The organism is Chryseobacterium artocarpi, from assembly GCF_001684975.1.
GTDB lineage: Bacteria > Bacteroidota > Bacteroidia > Flavobacteriales > Weeksellaceae > Chryseobacterium > Chryseobacterium artocarpi.
In genome coordinates this window covers 211306-234046 of the sequence record NZ_MAYH01000012.1, presented here as the reverse complement: position 1 = coordinate 234046, position 22741 = coordinate 211306, and the positions used below count along the sequence as shown (strand labels likewise).

The 22741-nt window shown below is 35.7% G+C and carries 20 protein-coding genes and 1 riboswitch; of the genes, 14 read left to right on the top strand and 6 right to left on the bottom strand.

From position 1 onward, the window contains the following. Window positions 1–6: 6 nt before the first annotated feature. From ilvD to folP, 3 genes are all read right to left on the bottom strand, one after another. A complete protein-coding gene (gene ilvD / locus BBI01_RS05635; protein ID WP_185114342.1) occupies window positions 7–1683 on the bottom strand; it encodes a dihydroxy-acid dehydratase in 1677 nt (558 codons plus the stop codon). A gap of 179 nt (window positions 1684–1862) precedes the next feature. Further along, window positions 1863–2735, bottom strand: coding sequence for a branched-chain-amino-acid transaminase (gene ilvE / locus BBI01_RS05625; protein WP_065393697.1), 873 nt, complete (start codon window positions 2733–2735; stop codon window positions 1863–1865). Window positions 2736–3099: 364 nt separating this feature from the next. Continuing rightward, window positions 3100–3966 carry a dihydropteroate synthase gene (gene folP, locus BBI01_RS05620; protein WP_065393696.1) on the bottom strand — a complete coding sequence of 289 codons (867 nt, stop codon included), beginning with the start codon at window positions 3964–3966 and terminating at the stop codon, window positions 3100–3102. A gap of 242 nt (window positions 3967–4208) precedes the next feature. Here folP and BBI01_RS05615 point away from each other — a divergent pair, with 242 nt between their 5' ends. The 6 genes from BBI01_RS05615 (at window position 4209) to tpiA (ending at window position 9915) form a co-directional block, all read left to right on the top strand. Further along, complete coding sequence (locus BBI01_RS05615) at window positions 4209–4775, top strand: DUF1599 domain-containing protein (protein WP_065393695.1); 567 nt, start codon at window positions 4209–4211, stop codon at window positions 4773–4775. Window position 4776: 1 nt separating this feature from the next. Then, entirely contained in the window at window positions 4777–5886 is a 1110-nt protein-coding gene (locus tag BBI01_RS05610) for a BT_3928 family protein (RefSeq protein WP_065393694.1), read from the top strand. A gap of 14 nt (window positions 5887–5900) precedes the next feature. Next, window positions 5901–6581 carry a DUF6058 family natural product biosynthesis protein gene (locus tag BBI01_RS05605; protein ID WP_065393693.1) on the top strand — a complete coding sequence of 227 codons (681 nt, stop codon included), beginning with the start codon at window positions 5901–5903 and terminating at the stop codon, window positions 6579–6581. Window positions 6582–6584: 3 nt separating this feature from the next. Further along, the gene (locus tag BBI01_RS05600) at window positions 6585–6935 is read left to right on the top strand and encodes a TerB family tellurite resistance protein (RefSeq protein WP_065393692.1); all 351 of its coding nucleotides are present in this window, start codon (window positions 6585–6587) and stop codon (window positions 6933–6935) included. 26 nt (window positions 6936–6961) lie between these two features. Continuing rightward, window positions 6962–9088 carry a S9 family peptidase gene (locus tag BBI01_RS05595; RefSeq protein WP_065393691.1) on the top strand — a complete coding sequence of 709 codons (2127 nt, stop codon included), beginning with the start codon at window positions 6962–6964 and terminating at the stop codon, window positions 9086–9088. A gap of 68 nt (window positions 9089–9156) precedes the next feature. Further along, window positions 9157–9915, top strand: coding sequence for a triose-phosphate isomerase (gene tpiA, locus BBI01_RS05590; protein WP_065393690.1), 759 nt, complete (start codon window positions 9157–9159; stop codon window positions 9913–9915). A 193-nt stretch (window positions 9916–10108) separates the two neighbouring features. On the opposite strand, the gene BBI01_RS05585 is transcribed toward tpiA, so the two are convergent. Further along, window positions 10109–11377, bottom strand: coding sequence for an esterase-like activity of phytase family protein (locus BBI01_RS05585; RefSeq protein WP_065393689.1), 1269 nt, complete (start codon window positions 11375–11377; stop codon window positions 10109–10111). Between the two features lie 256 nt (window positions 11378–11633). Further along, window positions 11634–11824: riboswitch (cobalamin riboswitch) on the top strand. A gap of 72 nt (window positions 11825–11896) precedes the next feature. Between BBI01_RS05585 and BBI01_RS05580 the strand changes: the two genes are divergently transcribed. Next, window positions 11897–13006, top strand: a complete 1110-nt coding sequence (locus tag BBI01_RS05580; protein WP_065393688.1) for a T9SS type A sorting domain-containing protein — start codon at window positions 11897–11899, stop codon at window positions 13004–13006. A gap of 194 nt (window positions 13007–13200) precedes the next feature. Here BBI01_RS05580 and clpP read toward each other — a convergent pair whose 3' ends face one another. Continuing rightward, window positions 13201–13884, bottom strand: a complete 684-nt coding sequence (clpP, locus tag BBI01_RS05575; RefSeq protein WP_065393687.1) for an ATP-dependent Clp endopeptidase proteolytic subunit ClpP — start codon at window positions 13882–13884, stop codon at window positions 13201–13203. A gap of 111 nt (window positions 13885–13995) precedes the next feature. Next, on the bottom strand, window positions 13996–15981 hold the full coding sequence (gene dnaG, locus BBI01_RS05570) for a DNA primase (protein WP_065393686.1): 1986 nt from the start codon (window positions 15979–15981) through the stop codon (window positions 13996–13998). A gap of 174 nt (window positions 15982–16155) precedes the next feature. On the opposite strand from dnaG, the gene tsaE reads away from it, so the two are divergent. From tsaE to BBI01_RS05535, 7 genes are all read left to right on the top strand, one after another. Next, the gene (tsaE, locus tag BBI01_RS05565; protein ID WP_065393685.1) at window positions 16156–16563 is read left to right on the top strand and encodes a tRNA (adenosine(37)-N6)-threonylcarbamoyltransferase complex ATPase subunit type 1 TsaE; all 408 of its coding nucleotides are present in this window, start codon (window positions 16156–16158) and stop codon (window positions 16561–16563) included. Between the two features lie 69 nt (window positions 16564–16632). Then, window positions 16633–17823, top strand: a complete 1191-nt coding sequence (locus BBI01_RS05560; RefSeq protein WP_065393684.1) for an alanine dehydrogenase — start codon at window positions 16633–16635, stop codon at window positions 17821–17823. Continuing rightward, window positions 17824–18195, top strand: a complete 372-nt coding sequence (locus BBI01_RS05555) for a DUF4258 domain-containing protein (RefSeq protein WP_065393683.1) — start codon at window positions 17824–17826, stop codon at window positions 18193–18195. A gap of 17 nt (window positions 18196–18212) precedes the next feature. Then, window positions 18213–18986 carry a sensor histidine kinase gene (locus BBI01_RS05550; protein ID WP_083190019.1) on the top strand — a complete coding sequence of 258 codons (774 nt, stop codon included), beginning with the start codon at window positions 18213–18215 and terminating at the stop codon, window positions 18984–18986. Continuing rightward, the gene (locus BBI01_RS05545; protein WP_065393682.1) at window positions 18961–19671 is read left to right on the top strand and encodes a LytR/AlgR family response regulator transcription factor; all 711 of its coding nucleotides are present in this window, start codon (window positions 18961–18963) and stop codon (window positions 19669–19671) included. Before BBI01_RS05550 ends, BBI01_RS05545 begins: the two co-directional genes overlap by 26 nt. A 196-nt stretch (window positions 19672–19867) precedes the next feature. Further along, the gene (locus BBI01_RS05540) at window positions 19868–22150 is read left to right on the top strand and encodes a cation:proton antiporter (protein WP_065393681.1); all 2283 of its coding nucleotides are present in this window, start codon (window positions 19868–19870) and stop codon (window positions 22148–22150) included. Window positions 22151–22243: 93 nt separating this feature from the next. After that, window positions 22244–22729, top strand: a complete 486-nt coding sequence (locus BBI01_RS05535) for a hypothetical protein (protein ID WP_083190018.1) — start codon at window positions 22244–22246, stop codon at window positions 22727–22729. Window positions 22730–22741: the final 12 nt, after the last annotated feature.

Below are 22741 nucleotides of genomic sequence, written 5' to 3'. Positions count from 1 at the left end.
TTTATTTTAAATTTCGTCCGTTACACAACCTTCTGCCGCTGATGATACGGTTAACGCATATTTATACAGTAGACCTTTCTTTACTTTCAGGTCCGGTTTTTTCCAGCCTTGTTTTCTTCTTTCAATTTCTTCTTCTGAAACTTTGAGCTGTATTGTATTGTTTACCGCATCTATTTCAATCAGGTCATTATCTTCCACAAAAGCAATCAGCCCGCCTTCATGAGCTTCCGGAGTGATATGCCCTACTACAAAACCGTGAGTTCCGCCACTGAATCTGCCATCTGTAATCAAAGCAACACTGCTTCCCAATCCAGCTCCGATCAAAGCACTTGTAGGTTTCAGCATTTCCGGCATTCCCGGAGCTCCTTTTGGTCCTTCATTACGAATTACAATAACATCACCTTGCTGTACCGTTCCATCTTCAATGCCTTTGATCAGATTCTTTTCGCCATCAAACACACGGGCTTTTCCTAAAAATCTTTCACCTTCCTTTCCTGTTATTTTTGCCACACTTCCTTTTTCAGCAAGGTTTCCATATAGAATTCTCAAATGTCCAGTTGGTTTAACAGGGTTTGATAATGGTCTTATAATCTTCTGAGTATTAAAATCTAGTCTTGGCACATGTTCCAGATTTTCAGCTAATGTTTTTCCGGTAACGGTTAAGCAGTCCCCATGCAACAGTCCTTCTTCTAATAGGTACTTCATTACTGCAGGTATTCCTCCATGCTCATACAGGTCCTGCATCAGATATTTTCCACTAGGCTTAAGATCAGCTAACATAGGTGTAGAATCACTCATGGTTTGAAAATCATCCTGCGTTAAGGGTACTCCAACACTCTTAGCCATTGCTATAAAATGCAGAACTGCGTTGGTACTTCCTCCCAAGACTACAATCAGCCGAAGTGCATTCTCAAAGGCTTTTCGGGTCATGATATCTGATGGTTTTATATCTTTTTCAAGGAGTATTTTCAGATATTTTCCAGCTTCCAGACATTCATTTTGTTTGTCTTTGCTTAAAGCCGGATTGGATGATGAATAAGGAAGACTCATTCCCAGCGCTTCTATTGCTGATGCCATGGTATTTGCTGTGTACATTCCGCCACATGCTCCTGCTCCGGGACATGAATTTTTCACCACTCCATCAAAATCTTCGTCAGATATTTCGCCTGCTATCTTCTTTCCTAAAGCTTCAAAAGCAGAAACGATGTTCAAAGTTTCACCTTTGTAACAGCCCGGAGCAATTGTTCCACCGTAAACCATCAATGAAGGTCTGTTCAGTCTTCCCATTGCAATGATTGTTCCCGGCATATTCTTATCACAACCTGGCAAAGCAATAAGCCCGTCATAATACTGTGCTCCACAAATAGCTTCAATACTGTCTGCAATCACATCACGGCTTACGAGTGAATAACGCATTCCATCTGTACCGTTACTCATCCCGTCACTGACTCCGATTGTATTAAAAATTAATCCAGCAAGCCCATGATCCCAGGTTCCTTTTTTTACAACTTTAGCAAGATCGTTGAGGTGCATATTGCAGGTATTTCCATCATATCCCATACTTGCAATCCCGATCTGTGCCTTGTGCATATCTTCTTCTGTAAAGCCAATCCCGTATAACATTGCTTTTGCGGCTGGCTGTTCACTATTTTGTGTGAATGTTTTTGAATATTTATTTAACATATTATCCTGCATTTGCTATTCTTCCTGTCTCTTTAAATGACTCTTTTTTTACTAAATTCTGGTCCAAAACTACAGCTTGTAATATTTTTCAATTTTCAATTTTTCTAAAAAATACAATACTCAATAGTTTGAAAAACAATCATATATTAATGAAAATCAATTGATTACATGTAAATATTTTACAATGACAGAACTCTCACTAATTTCAAATACGCCTGTTGTACCTTTTCGCTTGCTGTATCCTCCCATTTCTTACTGAAAGCAACATCATCCAATGAATCTAATGCTACAATTTCAGCTGCTGTACCACAGAAAAAAGCAGCATCTGCTCCTCTCATTTCTTCAGGTTTGAAGAAGGTTTCCTTAACGGGAATATTCAGCTCATTACAAATTTCAAAAACTGTCTGACGAGTAATTCCCGGAAGAATACTTCCTTTTGCCGGAGTATACAGAGTTCCATCTTTTTCATAGAATACATTAGCACCCGAACTTTCTGCTACATTTCCATTTTCGTCCAATACTAAAGCTTCATCATACCCTTTGTCTTTGGCATCCTGACAAGCAAGAATAGAGTTTACATAATGCCCGCCTACTTTCGCTTCCACTTTAAATGCTTTTGGATTAGGACGTTGGAAAGGAGATGTCATAATCTTCATTTTATCTGCCAGGTAACCATTGTTCCATTCCCAGGCGAGTAAGGATAAATAAGATTTTTGCCCTTTGGATAATGACATATTGGGAGAACATGTGACTAACGGACGGATATAAGCATCGGTAAAACCATTTAATTCTAAAAGCTCATAGGTAAGTTCCGTAAGCTGATCTACTGAATAATCGAAAGGAATATGCATCAGTTCAGCGGATCTTTTTAATCTTTCGTAATGTTCTTTTGCCTTAAAGATTTTAGTTCCGTGTTCCGTACTGTAAGATTTGATTCCTTCAAAAACTGAATATCCGTAGTGAAGAGATTGTCCGTAAAGATCCATACCTGCTTCTTTAGCTTTCATGAAATTTCCATCAAAATAGATGACCGTGTCGTCGTTGTAATACATGTTTATAGGGTTTAAAAATTAACAAAAGGGAATAAAAAAAGCCCTCTCACAATGTGAGAGGGCTCAATATATGTACAGTCATACATCTTCCGTCTCACAAGCGTAAGGGAATAATAATGACGATAATAATTACTACGAATAACTGATACATACTGTTTACTCTAAAAATTGAAATAAAAAAGCCGCTTCAAAAATGAAACGGCTCGTATAATTTAAATTAAAATTTTATTTTAAAATGCCGTTTCCTGACTGTTGTAAATCACAACAGCTGCAATAGAAATGACAATAATATTTTCTTGATTCATAAAATTCATACTGCAAATGTATAAACTTTTTAAAAACCCACAAGTTTTTTTAACACTTTTTATTTTTTTCGTAAAAATTGATTGACCGTTTCTTTTGCTTCAGCCACATCATGCACTCTTAAAATCTTCGCGCCTTGTTCCAGAACTTTTAGGTGTAATTTTTGTGTTTCTTCATTGATATCGAGAGGAGATTTCCCTAGAGGTTTATAGATAAATGATTTTCTGGAAATCCCTATCAATAAAGGAAATTTTCCAAATCCGAGATATTCTACTTCATTAATCATTTTCATCTGGTCTTCTACTGTTTTTCCGAATCCAAAACCCGGGTCCAAAATGATGTCTTTTATTCCTTTTTGTAACAGTTCATTCGTCTTTTCAGAAAAATATCTGTTAACTTCCAAAGTGATATCTTCAAACCTGATTTTATCATGCATTGTTTCATAAGACGGGTTAATATGCATCAAAATATAAGGCAATCCTGTTTCTGCGGCTACATCAAACATTTTCTCATCATATTGTCCCCCGGAAATATCGTTAATCATATCAATTCCTTCATCAAATCCAAACTTCACTGTTTCAGCGTAAAATGTATCCAGAGAAATCAATGATTCCGGAAACTCTTTTTTAATTTGAGAAATAATTTTTCCAATTCTGCTGATTTCTTCTTCACTGTTTAAAAATTCAGCGTTGGGGCGAGTGGATTGTGGTCCGATATCAATGATTTCAGCTCCATCTTTCAATAATTTTTCGGTATGCTTCAATGCCAATTTCTCATCATTAAACTTTCCGCCATCTGAAAATGAATCTGGTGTAAGATTGAGAATTCCCATGATCTTTGGAGTGTCCAGTTGTATTAATCTGCCATTGCAGTTGATAGAGAATGTTTGGGGATCTGAGTGTTTAATAGTCTGAGCGTTTGAAAGCATAGAATTTTATAAGTAATGGATGATGAGTAATGAGTAACTTTATATCCTGCAAAATTAGTGATTTATACCTTTAATTGAAGGGTTACAAGACAGAAATCAGACAAAACGATCGCTATTTTCCCACTTTAAGACACTTTTACTAACAAGCTCTCCCACTCTACAACAATACACGAACATGATTCAAATCAAACTCATTTCATAAACAAAACCGAATTCGTATATTTGGAAGATTAAGAAATTTTATGTCAAACACATCAGTACAGTTCGAGAAAATTATCAGTCAATGCCGTGATCTTTTCGGTAAAAAATTACAGGATTACGGAGCAGCATGGAGGGTTTTGAGACCAAGTTCCATTACGGATCAGATTTATATAAAAGTTAACAGAATCCGTACGTTGCAGATGACCGATGTGAAAATGGTGGATGAAAGTGAAGAGGATGAATTTATCGCGATTGTTAACTATTCTATCATTGGACTTATTCAGCTTGAGAAAGGACTTTCCAATGATTTTAATGAAAATAAGGAAGAAATTTTAAGTCTGTATGACAAATATGCTTACGAAGCTCAGGCTTTAATGGAAAGAAAAAATCATGATTATGGTGAAGCATGGAGAGATATGAGAATTTCTTCCATCACCGATCTTATTTACCAAAAAGTACTTAGAACCAAACAGATTGAGGATAATCAGGGAAAAACTATCGTTTCGGAAGGGCTTGATGCCAACTATTTCGATATGCTGAATTATGCTGTTTTCTGTCTGATTAAATTCTCGGAACAAAAAAACAAATTCGAACCCAAAACTATTTAATATGATCAAAGGTTTATTACGCTTTATTATTGCTGTTATTTTTATCCTTTCAGGCTTTGTGAAAGCTGTGGATTTGGTAGGATTTTCTTTCAAAATGGAAGAATATTTTTCACCTGCTGTTTTCAATATGCCGTTTTTTGAAAAGTTTGCCCTGCTGTTTTCAATTATTGTTGTTGTGCTGGAGCTTTTCCTTGGATTTATGCTGCTGCTGAAAATGAAGCTTAAATTTACCTTATCAGCTTTAATAGCGCTTTGTGTATTCTTTGGTTTCCTTACTTTCTATTCTGCTTACTTCAATGTAGTAACAGATTGCGGATGTTTTGGAGATGCTATTAAATTTACTCCTTGGCAGAGCTTCTTTAAGGATGTTGCTCTTCTTATCGGGCTTATCATTCTGTTTGTCCTATACAAAAAAGATTTCCGTAAAACGGATGAATATGGCAGTAGCAAAAAAGAATCTACAAGTAAATTCAAATACGCTCTTTTTGCTATATTTTCTCTAGGAATGATCTATATTATGGCTCAGGGAATTATGCACGAACCAATCATTGATTTCCGTGATTACAAAGTAGGAACGGACATTCAAGGAGAAAAAGAAAAAATCAATAAAAATCCTTCCGAATACAAGACTTTTTATTCCCTGAAAAATCAAAAAACAGGTGAAGTGTTAAAGGTAAATCAGGATGATTATATCAAGGAAACGAAATATTGGGCAGAAGGTTCTCCATGGAAAATTGAAGAAGGAAAAAATGAGTCTGTTCTTGTAAAAGAAGGATATAAATCTGAGATTGTAAAATTTAAGATTGAAGATCCTACAGGAATGGAACTTACTGACGAAATCATCAAAGCTCCTAAAGCAATCCTTGTATTTTCTTACCACCCGAAGGAAGTCTCTGCTGATCTTATTCAAAAAGTAGAAGCTAAAGTAAATGCTCAGAAAGGAGCTCTTATTTATGGAGTTTCAACAGATCAGAATACATTTAAAACCATTAAAAATACAATGATGGATGGCACGGCAATCAAAACTATTGCAAGAAGCAATCCATTTGTACTGATCCTTCAAAACGGAAAAATTGTAGAAAAGCAGCCTGCAAAGGACTATATCAACTAATTATTTCAATGCTAATGGAACAAAATTTCACTTATATTAATGAAAATTATATTACAGAAGCTGAATTATGTAATATAGCAAACATCAGCAAGCACAAACTAGACGAACTTATTAAAAATCAATTAATTACACAGCATTCTTATACCGTTTCCCGAACTATTAGAATAACGTCTCCTCTTAATGATGAATTTGAAAATGAGATTACAGAGAAGTATTTCAGTAAAAACTGTATTTCATTAATTGAAAAGAATAAAGAATTAAGAGATACTCATCAATACAAGGAAGAGTTTAAAGAAAATTTCATCCGACATCTGATGAACCATCCTCATAAACACTTTGCTTATGATAGTATGTTCAAAAATTCTTTTCCGGAACAGGAAAAACTGAATGAAATATTTGAAAGTGAGTGGGCAGCCTATTGTAACGGTATATATGGGATTTGTACCTTACATTCCACTGAAGAGGAAATTGTAAAAAAGGAAATTGCTGTAAAAAAACTGATTCATTTCAACACCCAGTTATCTGATAAAAAACTTACCGATGATGAATCAGAAGAACTGATAAAACTGAGTGAAGAGTTTAACGAAGTAGCTCAAAAATTTGCTCCTTATCAAAGAAAATCAAGCAGCAGGGGAAAATATCTCGATAAAATTTTAGAAGAAAATAACTTAGACTATCTAGTAAAAAAATATTAAAACATGCAAAAATCAAATAAATCTATCGCCGGTTATCACTTATTAATGATCCTTTCTTCTGTAGACGGAGAATTTGCTCCTGAAGAAGGAATGCTTGTACAGCAATATCTGGCAGATGAATTTCCATTCAGAATGAACCTTGATAATGAGCTTGAAACGCTTGCCCTTTTACAACCGGAAGAATGGAAAGATCACTTTGAATTCCATGCAAGATGCTTCCTTGAAGACTCTACTGCGGATGAACGTGTAAAGTTTGCCCAATTTGCTAAATCTCTGATTAAAGCGGACAATAAGGTAACGGAAGAGGAACATACGTTCTATATTCTATTGAAAAACCTGTGGGGATTGGCATAATTGCTATTCAAAATCAAAAAAATACCATGAAAAAAATTTATCTAGGACTATTAGCAATGAGTACAGCAACATTTCAATCTCAGAAATTTCCGGACATGAAAGCTCCTGTGGCAGAAAAGCAGGAACATATCAGAGAAATCCATGGTGATAAGGTGAATGATCCTTATTATTGGATGATTGATTTCTTTAAAAAAGGAAAAGATTCTACCAAAGTCGTTGATTATTTAAAGGCTGAAAACACCTATTGGGAAGGCATGATGAAGGACACAGAGCCTTTCAGAGAAAAGCTTTTCCAGGAAATGAAGGCAAGAATCAAAGAAAAAGACGAATCTGTACCGGTTTTCAAGAATGGATATTATTACTATACCCGTACAGAAGCTGGAAAACAATATTTTAAATACTGTAGAAAGAAAGGTAACCTTACTGCTCCTGAGGAAATTCTTTTGGATGTAGATAAACAGGCTGAAGGTCATGCATATTATTCTGCTTCAGGATTTAATATCAGCCCGGATAATACAAAAATGATTTTTGGAGTAGATAACGTTTCCAGAAGGCAATATTCTTTATTTCTAAAAGATCTTAACACAGGAAAAATTACAGATCTTGGCATAAAAAATACAAATGGCTCATCAGAATGGGCTAATGACAATAAAACCATTTTTTACGCAGAGAACAACCCTGAAACTCTTTTGTCTGAAAAGATCAAAAAACATAGTCTTGGAACTGACTCTTCTAAAGATATTACTGTATATGAGGAAAATGATAAGACCAATTACATTTTCGTATACAAATCTAAGAATGAAAAATTCATTCTAATCCATTCAACATCTACTACTTCTTCAGAAACAAAATACTTAGATGCTGACAATCCGGATGGAACTTTTAAAGTTTTCCAACCGAGAATGAAAAACGTTTTGTATACAGTGACTCCTTTGGAAGATAAATTTCTTATCAAAACCAATAAAGACGCTCTTAATTTTAAAATTGTAGAAACTCCTTTAGATAAAACAGGTGTTGATAACTGGAAAGATTTTATTCCTCACCGAAAAGATGTTTTAATGGAAAGTATTACTCCATTCAAAAACTACCTGGTATTCAGTGAAAGGCAGAACGGGCTTTCTCAATTGGTTATTTATGACAGAAAAACAGGCAAACAGGAGTTTCTGAAATTTGATGAACCAGTTTATACTGTTTATTCATCCGGGAATCCTGAATACAATACAGATAATTTCCGTTTTGGATATACTTCCATGATTACACCAAGCTCTCAGTATGAGCAGGATTTAAAGACAGGAAAAAGAACCCTTCTGAAGCAACAGGAAGTTTTGGGTGGCTATAATAAGGAAAACTATATCACTGAAAGACTTTTTGCTACGGCAAAAGACGGAACTAAAATCCCGATTTCCATTGTCTATAAAAAAGGATTCAAAAAAGATGGAAACAGTCCGTTATTATTGTATGCTTATGGCTCTTACGGAAGTTCTATGGATGCTACATTCAGTAGTACAAGATTGAGTCTTTTAGACAGAGGTTTTGCCTATGCTATCACTCATATCCGTGGAGGACAGGAAATGGGAAGACAATGGTATGAAGACGGAAAAATGATGAAAAAGAAAAACACCTTTACAGACTTCATTGATTCCGGAGAATATCTTGTAAAAGAAAAATACACTTCGCCTAAACATTTATACGCGCAGGGAGGAAGTGCCGGAGGTTTATTAATGGGAGCTGTAGCTAATATGAGCCCTAACCTTTGGAATGGAGTCATCTCACAGGTTCCGTTCGTAGACGTTGTAAATACTATGCTTGATACAAGTATTCCTTTGACAACCAACGAATATGATGAATGGGGAAATCCTAACAATAAAGAAGCTTATTTTTATATGAAGTCTTATTCTCCTTATGAAAATATTGAGAAGAAAAACTACCCTAATCTATTGGTAACAACTGGTCTTCATGATTCTCAGGTACAGTATTTTGAACCTGCAAAATGGGTGGCAAAACTGAGAGATATGAAAACGGATAAAAACGTTCTATTATTAAAAACAGACATGGAATATGGTCACGGTGGTGCTTCCGGAAGGTTTGATTATCTGAAAGATACTGCCTTAGTATATGCGTTCATGTTTAAATTGGAAGGAATTAATAAATAACACTCTCGCAGATTTTGCACATTCATATCAAAATTAATTAAAAAGTAAAATAAATCAATATAAATCTTATGAGAAGAAAAATAGTTGCAGGCAACTGGAAAATGAACAAAAATGTAATTGATGCACAACAATTAATGATTCAGTTACTAAGCTATAAAAACAACAATGCAACCAATTGTGAGGTTTGGATCGCTCCTCCATCTTTATACCTAATGATGGCAAAAGACATCTTTGAAAAGGATGAAATCGGAGTATTCTCTCAGGATATGAGCGAGCATGAAAGCGGTGCCTATACTGGAGAAATTTCTGCTGATATGCTAGAATCTATCGATGCTACCGGTTCATTGATCGGGCATTCTGAAAGAAGACAATACCACGGAGAAACAGATTCTCACTGCAATAGAAAAGTAAAGTTAGCACTTGATAAAGGTCTTACGCCAATCTATTGTAACGGAGAAACTCTTGAGCAAAGAAAAGCAGGACAGCACCTTGAAGTAGTTAAGAATCAAACTGAAGTTGCTCTTTTCACTCTTTCTGCTGAAGAGATCAAGAAAGTAGTAATCGCTTACGAACCAGTTTGGGCTATCGGAACAGGAGAAACGGCAAGTCCGGAACAGGCTCAGGAAATCCATGCTCATATCAGAAATATTATTGCTGCTAAATACGGGCAGGAAGTAGCTGATGAAGTTTCTATTCTTTACGGAGGTTCTGTAAAACCAGACAACGCGAAAGAAATTTTCTCTCAGCCTGATATCGATGGTGGTCTGATTGGAGGTGCAGCTTTGAAATTAGAGGATTTCTCTAAAATTATTGAAGCTTTCAATTAATTGATAGGAGTAATATAGTAAATAAAGCCCTTGGAAGTCATTCACAAGGGCTTTTATTATATGTTTTGGCTAAAACTAAGGGAAAATGTTACTTTTTTTAAACGTGCTAGAGCCTGTTTATATGAATGTTTTCAATTCTTTCAAATAAAAAGTGGCGGAATAAATTCCGCCACTTTTCTTAAAAAAAATCTAATTATTGAATATCGACTATATACATAGTTCCTTTGTCTACCCTTCCTGTTTTAGGTAATATTTTAGCTTTAGGATTTCCGGCTCCATCATCCACTACTCCAAAATCATCATCATTGAAAACAGCAAGTTTATTGTTTCCTAAATAAACGATTCCCTCGAATTTATCATGTTCATATCCTAGTTTTGCAACCAGATCTACAGCTAGTTTTTTAGTAACAGGTTTGATTCCGGCTGTGGTAAGTTCATCCCAAGAGCACTGCTCTAATGCTTTTCCATTTACCTTCATTCCATCTACGGCTGCCAGATCAGCTCCGGTTACATCTGTGGCATCACTAAGATTGATTCTATATACTTTTTTAATTCCACCCTGTGTTCCAAAATTTCCATCTCTTTCAATCACAAGGAACTCATTATTACCTAAAGCTGTAATATCACAAACGGAATCTGAGGCACCGCCATCCTGTCTATATAGATATTGCTTGGTTTTACCTGTTGCAATGTCAAATGTTACAATTCTCGTTAAAGTAGTGTTTGTTGCCAAAGCTTTTGTCGGAACTAACATCATAGACTGCATGGTTCCCACCAACGTTTTTCCATCAGGAGTGATGCAAAGTCCTTCCATTCCTCTATTGGCTCTTCTTTTAGCTAAAACTGCGGGTAATTTTCTTGTTCCTGTATTCACGCCAATAGGGCTTATCCTTTCTATTTCTACACCATCTGCGGTGTAATGAACAATGTGTGGACCGTATTCATCAGACACCCAAAATGTGCCATCTGGTGCCGCTACAATACTTTCACTGTCTAAGCCATAATTGTCTGTTCCAAGGATATTTCCGGATGCATCATAAGCAACTTCACCAGTACTTCCCATTCCTACAGGATTGGGTAAACCTGTAATGGGTTGTCCGGATGGATTCTTAAGCTTAATATATTTAATCACCTCAATTTTTCCTTCAGCATTAATTTTAAAATGCATAATCGTTGGAGTAAAGTTAGGTGTCAAAAACTTTTTCCCGTTCAGGTAATCTGTATTTGGACCACGGTCAGTAATTACATAAAACTCACCTTTTCTCGTTGGATGTGCTGCAGCTCCTGAACCAAATCCTCCATTGATCACATCTACCCCATTTATTTTTGCCAGATTTGAAAACGGAAACTCTTGTGGTAGTTTTGAGTAATTAATATCCTGATTATTTATATTGTTGTCATCATCTTTACTGCAAGAGAATAATGCAGTCATCACCAAAGCGGAAAATATTAGTTTTTTCATATTAACTTTTATGGCGCGAAAGTATAAATTGATTGTAAACTGATCTTGAATCTAATAATAATTGTGTTTTAACAATAAAATCCCAAGATGAATTCAATATAAACAATAAAAATTCACATTTAGCTTTAAAAACACATCAACAAACCGATATTATCACCAATTAACACAATGCTTCACACAAAATACAGCTAACCCTCAAAGAAAAGACAAGATCAATGTATAATTCACAAAATGTGTTTCAAAAATTTATATGATATATTTGCCACGTTTTTAAGGTTGAACACTGTTCATAATAAGGAATCAAGTAAGAATATTATTCAAATCTTGAGCTGTACCCGCAACTGTAAGCTGTTTTACCTATAGCTACATCGTACCACTGGATCAAAAATCCGGGAAGGTCTGCTATAGGATGCGAGCCAGGAGACCTGCCTTGAATACCTTTTTAATATCAGGATTGCAGACCAATATGTCCTTTCCTGATGATAAGTTTCGGGAATAAAACTTTAATTTAATTATATTATGAGAAAAATCTATCTTTTTTTCTTACTGCTTTGTACGCAGTTTTTCTTCGCTCAATTCACAGAAAACGACATTAAGTTTTGGGTGGGAACAGGTTCTAAAAAGGCTTATTTCATTGTCGATTTCAATGATAACAATACTCCAAAATCCTATGCGTGGGGCTATCGTTTTGATGCTGATAATTTAATGGCGGAAGACATGATCAATGCCATTATATCGGCAGAACCTAAAATGCAGGCTAATATTTTTTCAGGATATCTGTACAGTTTCTCGTATAATCTCCATGCTCCGGGTACCGATGATTCCTGGATTCCCTGGTTCGGACCAAGTGCAGATAATATGTCTAATGAAAATAATGGTGCCGGTTATGTTCATTTAACAGACGGAATATGGTTTGGTATTACTTATGGTACTGATAATGGTCAAGTTGACATTCCGCCATCTACCCCTGTCCCTGCCTATAGCTCTCAATGGTTCACATCGCCCCAAATCACCAACTGGATTGGAGCAGGAACTAACCAAAGCCTTGTTGTCATAGACTTTGGAACAGATAATACTACTGGTAATGCCAATTCTTTTGTTTTTGGAATTAAATATAACGGAAATATTACTGCAGAACAGGCTTTACAACTTATTAAGTCACAAGCTTCATATCTAAGCTTTACAACAACGAATAACCAGGTTTCGGATTTATCATTAAATACATTTTCAGGAACAGGAAATTGGAAGTTGTACAAAGGAAATGATCTTTCAAGCTGGCAGAAAAAAGCAGATCTCAGCCAGATAGAATTGAATAATAACAGCTGGTTAGGATTAAGCTTTGGAGAAAGAAGACCTTTCACGCCTACTGAGGCGAGTAATGCTACTTTATCTGTTGCTTCGATAAATAAAAAATTATCATTCAATATTTATCCTAATCCGACCAGTGATTTTATTCAGATTGAAACGACTGAAAACCTTAAAGAAATTAATATTTATTCATCTTTAGGACAAAAAGTAATGACTTCTCAAGAGAAAAAGATCAATGTTAAATCTTTAAATGCAGGTGTATATTGGGTGGAGATTAAGACGAAAAATGGATCTACAGTGCATAAGATTGTGAAGAAGTAGAAGGGAATTGTTTAACCACCCCGTCAAATCTTTGATTTGACACCCCTCCAGAGGAGGGGAATATCACGTCTTCAGTTGTGAGATCCTTCATTATATTTATTTGTGACGGATGCATTTATGAAAAATTCGTGTATTCGTGGCTAGAACAAAAAACGCATCCGATTGGATGCGTTTTCTTTATGATTTAAAATCAATTACTTTTTCTCTGCTCTTTGAAGAACCTCATCTACCATTCCGTAGTTCTTAGCTTCTTCAGAAGTCATCCAGTAATCTCTATCAGAAGATTTTTCAACCCACTCATAAGTCTGTCCTGAATGATGAGCGATAATATCATAAAGCTCCTGCTTTAATTTCAACATCTCTCTCAAGTTGATCTCCATATCAGAAGCAACACCTTGTGCACCTCCTGAAGGCTGGTGAATCATTACTCTTGAATGCTTAAGCGCTGAACGCTTTCCTTTTTCACCGGCAACTAATAATACAGCTCCCATTGAAGCAGCCATACCCGTACAGATAGTTGCTACATCAGGCTTAATGATCTGCATTGTGTCATAAATTCCTAATCCTGCGTAAACACTACCACCAGGTGAGTTGATATAGATCTGAATATCTTTAGAAGGATCAGCACTTTCTAAGAATAAAAGCTGTGCTGTAACGATATTAGCAACCTGATCATCAATTCCTGTTCCAAGGAAGATAATTCTGTCCATCATCAAACGTGAGAAAACGTCCATCTGAGCAACGTTTAATCTTCTTTCTTCCATGATGTATGGCGTAAGATTCGTTGGACCATACATTCCCATATACTGATCGGTAACCAGACCGTTGTTTCCTAAATGCTTTACAGAGAAATCTCTGAATTCCTTTTTAATGTCCATATTTATATTATGTATTATTTAAAATTATTTTTGATGTTTAAATTACAATATTTATTCCTAAAATTTTATAGGACTTTTTGTCACAGAATATGAGAAAATATTGTCTCTAAACTATCTTTTCCTATCCACGTAGATTCCTTTGATCGGTGAATATTCAATGATATTACTAAGTCTGATTGATGCCTGTTTCAATAAGGTTATTTTTTTAATCAGTTCATAATACTTTGTTTCATCAGTATTACTGTGTAGATCCAATTCTTTAGCTGTTTCCGTGATTAAATAATCAATATACCTATATTTATGTAATAATATATCACCTTTAATTTGATCTGCTACCTTATCTCCATAATTGGGTGGATAAATATTTCTGGAAGCCCAGTTTTCAAGCTCATCCAGAGGAATCAAAGCATCTACAACCTTTGTGGTAATTTCTTCATCCATAAAAGATACAAAAAAGTTTCCACTTCTCAATTCATCTTTCTGAATTCCCTCACGTACCTGCCCGATAATAATCTCATTTTCTTTGACTAAAAATACATACTGTTCTTCTTCAAAATGATGGAGAATTTCTTCGATGACAGTGATCTGATACTCTTCATTATTTTCATTTCTTCTTTTCAGAACAATATCTCCAAACATCAGCATATGATCCACAAGTTTATTCTCCATAAACAACACATCGAATAAAAATGGATCTTCTTTTTCCTTGTCAGGAGGAACAATTTCCATCTTCGGAGCCGCTTTCTCCTTTTGTTGCTGCTGAACATGGTGAGTCTGGTTCTGAGTGATCTGCTTCTGAACATCCAGTTCATTGAAAAGGCTCTGCTCAGAAAGTCCGAATTTATTAGAAACTTCTTTAAGGTAAACCTCTCTTTTCAGCGCGTTCTGTACAAAGGAAACTGACTTTACAATATCACGGATTGCTTCTGCTTTTTTGATAGGATCATTTCCTACATCTCTTAACAGAATTTCCGCTTTAAAGTCGATGAAATCCATCGCCTCATTTTCAATGTATTTTTCTACATATTCCTGCGGATGTTTTCTGGCAAAAGAATCCGGGTCGTCGCCATCCGGGAAAAGAAGAACACGGATGTTCATTCCCTCTGTCAAAAGCATATCAATACTTCGGAAACTGGCTTTAATACCAGCATTATCACCATCGAAAAGGATCGTTACATTTTCCGTAAGTCTTTTAATAAGCTTAATCTGTTCTGTGGTAAGAGAAGTACCGGAACTCGCTACAACATTTTCAATTCCGGACATGTGAAGAGAGATCACATCCATATATCCTTCCACCAAAAGACAACCATTTTTTCTTGAAATTGCCTGTTTACTTTGGTTTAATCCGTAAAGAACATTGGATTTATGGTAAATCTCTGTTTCCGGAGAGTTGAGATATTTTGCCGTTTTGACATTACTTTTAAGGATCCTTGCTCCAAAACCAAGCACTCTACCTGAAAAACTGTGAATCGGGAAGATTACCCTTTCTCTGAAACGGTCTACACCTGCCGGTGTATTTTCAGGAAAAATAGAAAGTCCGGACTTTTCCAAAATTTCCTTGGAATACCCTTTTTCCAACGCATATTCTGTAAATGCATTTTTCTTTTCGGGAGAATAACCAAGCTGGAATTTTTTTATAATATCATCCTTAAGCTCTCTTTCCTTAAAATAAGAAAGACCGATGCTTCTTCCTTCCTTGTCATCCCAAAGAATCTCCTGAAAGTAGGTATTTGCTACTTCATGAATCTTATATAAAAGATCTTTTTCTGTCTGCGCATGTTTTGCTTCTTCAGAAATTTCACGCAGATCTTCTTCAATTTCAATTCCGTATTTCTTAGCAGCATGACGAAGGGCTTCTGGATAGGTAAAGTTCTCAATTTCCATTAAGAAAGAGATTGCCGTACCTCCCTTTCCGGTAGAGAAATCTTTCCAGATCTGTTTACTTGGCGAAACAACAAAGCTTGGCGACTTTTCCTCATGAAATGGGCTGAGTCCTTTATAATTAGACCCCGCTCTCTTCAACTGAACGTACTCTCCTACTATCTCTTCTACACGTATCGTTGAAAAAATTTTGTCTATCGTCTGCTTAGAAATCATGTTACAAAATTAGGTATTTTGTGCAAATGTTCATGAACTTTGAGTCAGAGAGTTTGAGCATTGGGGCGTACAAGTGTTAATAAATATACATGAATTCTCCTACTCTGTAACTCTAAAACACGATTACACTCCGACTCTAAAACTTATTCATTATTTTTGCAAACAAATTAGCATATGCAATTTACTATAAATAAAATCGAAGACTGGCAGGAAGTTGTAGACAGCATTCTTCCTCAATTAAAACATAATATACTATTACTAAAAGGGAATCTTGGTGCAGGAAAAACCACTTTCTCTCAATTTCTGCTTAAAAATCTGGGCAGTGAAGATGAAGTAAACTCTCCTACTTATTCTATCGTTAACGAATACAATACTCCAAAAGGAAAAGTATTTCATTTTGACCTGTATCGCCTAAAAAACGTTGAAGAAGTTTACGATATTGGAATTGAAGAGTATCTGGACAACTCTTTTTTATGCATCATTGAATGGCCTGAAGTGTATGAAGAGGAGCTTTACGGGCTTAATTACCACACAATGAGCATTGTGAATACGGGTGAAAACAGAGAAGTTTCATTCGATTAAATATTATGTATCTTTGCTTATTATTTCAATAGTAAAATAACAATCTGTAAGACATAATTTAATTTAAGGATGAGCACAAATATTTTTACTCCTTTCACAGAAGAAGAATTGATGCCGAAAGAGGAAAAATTGGAGGTTATTAAGAAAGGAAAACAGTTCAGTATTGGAATTCCTAAGGAAACCTGTCTCAACGAAAGGAGAACCTGCATTACTCCTGATGCCGTTCAGGTATTGGTAGAGCACGGTCATGAGATCATCATTGAAGCAGGAGCAGGACAAGGTTCCTTTTTTACAGATTTACAATATTCTGAATCGGGAGCGAGAATTACTACAGACCCTAAGGAAGCTTTTGCACAGGATCTGATTCTGAAGATCAACCCTCCTACAGAAGAGGAAATTGATTATATGAAGCCTAACACGTATCTGGTTTCAGCACTTCAGATCAACCTTAGAGACAAAGAATATTTCCTTAAGCTTGCAGAGAAAAAAGTAAATGCCATCGCATTTGAATTTATCGTAGATGAATACAAGCAACTTGCTCTGGTAAGGCTAATTGGTGAAATTGCAGGAACCGTTTCTATTTTATACGCTTCGGAATTATTGGCACTTTCCAATGGTTTAATGCTTGGCGGAATTACAGGAGTAAGACCCGCAGAAGTAGTTATTCTCGGAGCTGGAATTGTAGGTGAATTTGCAACAAAAGCAGCAATAGGACTGGGAGCAAGCATCAAAGTTTTTGATAACTCATTATCCAAACTGAGAAGGCTTCATACCATGGTAGACAGCCGTGTTCCTACTTCCATCATCGATCCTAAAGAGCTTAGTAAGAGCTTAAGACGCGCAGACGTTGTCATAGGAGCTCTTCCGAGATTAAATATGACACCTATCGTAACTGAAGATATGGTTATGAAAATGAAGAAAGGCAGTGTGATCATTGATATTACCATAGATAACGGTAAAGTGATTGAAACATCGGAACTGACAACAATGGAAGACCCATATGTAATCAAACATGGCGTTATCCACTGTGGGCTTCCGAATCTTACTTCAAGAATGCCAAGAACCACTACAAAAGCGATTTCCAATTTCTTCCTTTCCTATATATTGAATTATGATGAAGAAGGCGGCTTTGAAAACATGCTGATCCGCAAAAATGAAATGAAGCAGAGTTTATATATGTACAAAGGAAGACATACTAAAAAGATCATCTGTGACCGTTTCGGACTTACGTACCACGATATCAATCTTTTAATTTTCTAAATGAAAAAACTTAAATTTTATGCAATAGGCTTCGTTCCGGGGCTCATCATCGTATTTTTTATATTAAACAAAAAAGGGGCAAGCTGCAGCGGCTACCTTCCAAACAGCCGTGTAATTGCAGAAACACTGTCCAAAGAATTCAAATATTCTGAAGAAGCTAAAACTGCAATGGCTACTTACAAGATTGATGAAAAATTTATAAAAGACAGTATTATTACTGAAGGAAAAGTAGATTTTGACAAAAGTCACGCACAAAAGAAACCATGCCCGGACTACCTTTTGACATACCCTGAAAAAAATCCGTCTTACGAGATCATTTATGAAAAATGTGAAGAAACGGTGACGGTAAATAGTCTTAAAAAACTGAAATAGTTTTTATAATCACTTTTATGGAAGGCAATTACTACATGATTCATGATTATTTGATATTCATCGGAGTTTTTGCCATTTTCCTTTTTCTTACTACGAGCATCTACCTTTTCAGCAAAAATCAAAAACTGATGCTGAGAAATGCCAAACTTTCAGAAGCCAATAAAATTATTGAACAGCGTCTGAATGAGGTTCGTCTGGAACATATCGGAACAAAACTGAACCCTCACCTGTTCAAAAATATTCTCAATTCTGTTCAGTCTCATGCCTACCAAACGTATATGTCTTTGGATAAACTTGCCAATGTGCTTGATTATATCTTATATGAAAGCAACAATAAGTACGTAAGCCCAAAGGAAGAGCTGAACTTTGCTTTAAGCCTTATTGAGATCAATAAAATTAAAATCAATCCTTTATTTGACTTTAGAATTAAATCCAGAATCAATAAATTTGATTCCATATATGAGGAAAAAGTTTTCGCGCCACTAATCTCTGTTGACCTTATTGAAAATGCCTTTAAACATACAGATTTCCTTGCTCAGGATTCATTTATTTCTATTTATCTGGAGCTTGAAGATGGCATGTTTACCATGAAAGTTAGTAATAAAGCTTCACAAAAAAACAGTCTGGAGAAAGAAAAAAGCGGCTTCGGAAGTCAGTCCTTAGATCAAAGGCTTAAGATGATCTACAACACATATTACCAGCTGGAAAAAAGCTCAAAAAACGGTATCTTCACTGCAGAATTAAAAATCAATTTAGGAGAATTCTATGATAAAATGCGTTATTCTGGATGATGAATTGTTGGCAATAAGCTATTTGAAACTTCTATGCGAACAGATTGAAGATGTGGAAGTGGTAAAAGCATTCAATGATCCTAAAATCTTTTTAAACGAAATCCATTCTCTGGACTGCAATCTCTGTATTCTGGATATCGAAATGCCCGGAATGACAGGTCTTCAGGTAGCTGAACTGATTTCTGGTTCTCATAAAATTATTTTCACAACGGCTTATAAGGAATATGCTGCTGAAGCATTTGACCTCAATGTGGTGGATTATGTAAGAAAACCCATCAAAAAAGAGCGACTGATCCAGGCTTTTGAAAAGGCAAAGGAACAAATCAATACCGTTCATAAGAAAACCTTTATCGAATGGAATACCAATATCGGTAAAACGGTTATCCTAACGGAACAGATTGCTTACATCAAAACTTCAGAAATCGACAGCCGTGATAAGGATATTATTCTCAATGACGGAACTCCTATCGTTCTGAAAAACCTTAATTTCAAAAACCTTCTGGAAATGCTTCCAGCCAAAGATTTCGCACAGGTTAATAAAAAGGAAATCATTGCTCTATCTTCCATCAAAGTGCTTGGCACCAATGAAATTATTACCACTATTCCTACTGAAGATGAACATTTCCTTAAGCTTCAGATCGGTGATGCTTACAAGCACTCATTAATGGAGTTGTTTATTAAATAACTCGCAATCATTTTCAACAGAAATTTTCAGGTACTGGATTTTTCGCTTTTTGGCTTCAATACAAAAGAATATTCAACAGTCTTATTTCAATACTAAGATTTTTATTACATTTTTTACTGCATTCATTACATTTTAAAAACCAAGGTCTTTTAAGATAAAGATATTCTTATCAACTTTGCATCAAAATATAGGAATCATGAACTTGGGTAAATACAGAAATCTAATTTTCTACATCACTACAATAGCTGTCTTTTCCTGCCTGATGTACTTCTTCATTATTGAAGGACAAACTCTGGAAGTAAAAGAGAATATTGTTACTAAAACCAGTACGGGCTCAACCTGGGATAATTTCCTGGAGTCTTTCAAAACAAACCTTCATCATCCCTTAGCATTATTACTGGCTCAGATTGTCACAATCATCCTTACAGCAAGGCTTTTCGGGTGGATTTGTATGAAAATAAAGCAGCCAAGTGTAATCGGTGAAATGATTGCAGGTATTGTGCTAGGTCCGTCTCTTGTAGGAATGTATTTCCCGGAATTTTCAGCCTTCCTTTTCCCTAAAGAATCATTAGGTAACTTACAGTTTTTAAGCCAGATAGGTTTAATTCTATTCATGTATATTGTAGGTATGGAGCTTGATCTAAGTGTTTTAAGAAAAAAAGCACATGACGCCGTGGTAATCAGCCATGCCAGTATCATTATTCCTTTTGCATTGGGAATTGGGCTTTCCTACTTCATTTATCAGGAGTTCTCACCGGATGGTATTCAGTTTACCTCTTTTGCCTTGTTTATTGCAATATCCATGAGTATTACAGCTTTCCCGGTATTGGCAAGGATTGTACAGGAAAGGAATCTTCAGAAAACCAAACTCGGAACTATTGTTATCACCTGTGCGGCAGCCGATGATATTACAGCCTGGTGTATCCTTGCAGCTGTGATCGCTATTGTGAAAGCCGGTTCTTTTGCGAGTTCTATCTACGTTATCATCATGGCAATTGCCTATGTATTTCTAATGATCAAAATCGTAAGACCTTTCCTGAAAAGAATTGGAGATCTTCAGGCGGGAAAAAGTACGATCAGTAAACCTATGGTTGCTATTTTCTTCCTTACTCTGATCTTATCATCTTATGTAACGGAGGTTATTGGAATTCATGCTTTATTTGGAGCCTTCATGGCAGGAGCTATTATGCCTGAAAATGCCAAATTCCGTACTTTATTCATTGATAAAGTGGAAGACGTGGCATTGGTACTTCTTCTTCCTTTGTTCTTTGTATTCACGGGACTTCGTACACAAATAGGTCTTTTAAATGACAGCCACCTTTGGATGACAGCCGGATTTATTATTCTTACAGCTGTTGTTGGAAAATTTGCAGGAAGTGCCTTAACGGCAAAATTTGTCGGAATCAACTGGAAGGAAAGCTTAACGATTGGAGCTTTAATGAATACCAGAGGACTTATGGAGCTTATCGTCCTTAATATTGGCTACGATCTTGGAGTATTAGGTCCTGAAATCTTTGCCATGCTTGTGATAATGGCTCTATTTACTACTTTCATGACAGGTCCGGCATTAGATTTCATTAATTTTATTTTTAAATCCAAGAGGGATGAAGATGAGCTTATTCATGACAAAAATGACTCAAAATATAGAGTGTTACTTTCATTTGATAAACCGGAATCCGGAAGTACATTATTAAAATTAGCTCATGATTTCACCAATAAAATGAACGGAAATAAAAGCATTACTGCGATGAATATTGCTCCTGTGGATGAAATGCATGCTTATGATATTGATGAATATGAGGACTCCCAGTTTCAGAATGTTATTGAAACATCCCATGAACTGAATCTGGAGGTCACTACCCTTTTCAAAGCTTCTACCGATATAGAAAACGACCTTACCAGCATTACGAATAAGGGAAATTATGACCTTTTACTCATCATGCTTGGAAAATCTATGTATGAAGGAAGTTTACTGGGCAGGCTATTAGGTTTTACTACTAAAATTATCAATCCTGAAAAGCTTTTGAATACAGTAAAAGGCAAAGGAAATATCTTCAACAATTCTCCTTTTGACGACTTTACATTGCAAATTTTAGATAAAGCTCATATTCCTGTAGGAGTATTGGTAGAAAAAGATTTCACAGCAGCAGATAAGGTATTTGTTCCGATTTTCAACCTGAGCGATTTTTATCTCCTTGAATATGCGAAAAGACTGATCAACAATAATAATTCTCAAATTATCATTCTGGATGCTGCAGGGCAGATCCGCAACAATATCGAGGTAAAAGAACTGATCAGAAGTATTGAACAGGTTGCCCCGAATCATATTACTTTGTATAATGAGAAAAAAATTGAAAAAGAATTCCTGAACTCCCAAGATCTTATGTTAATCAGCAGCAAAAGCTGGAAAAACCTGATTGATACGAAGAGTCTTTGGCTTTCTGATATTCCATCAACTTTAATTATATCAAATCCGTAACACAGATATTTTCTATTTCTATTTGAAGCTATGAATATTATTCGTTGTCTGTAAAGAAAAAACGTATATATTTATAGCTTCATTTTTTTGGATATGTTGATTAATCATGAAAACGGTGCCATAAAACTGGAAACCTTCAATACCAATCTTTATAAGGGAATGCTGCTCAGCCAGCTTCAGGAAACTGATTTTTATAAAGAAAAGTATTATAATATGTGGGATGTAAAGACCGGATATTTCTGGTACTACTTCCATCATATAGATATCCTAGGTTATCAGGTTCATTTTCAATTGTGCTTTTGGGAGAACCAACTTCACAGTATCCATATGAATACACGGGAAAGCACCGATGCCAAGAACTGGAATGAATGGAGTGAGGAAAAGGAAATGCAGGTATTTTACAGAAATAATAAGTTCCTGACTTCAGCTCTAGGAATACCACCAACCCGAAAAACGAAAACGCCTTACCCAAGGTGTACTTTCAGTTTCCCATGGGGAGAAATATGGTCTGTCTATGACCCTAGAAGCGCCAGCAGCCTGATGGGAATCAACTATAATGAAGAGGTAAACAAAAAATAACCACAAAAACAA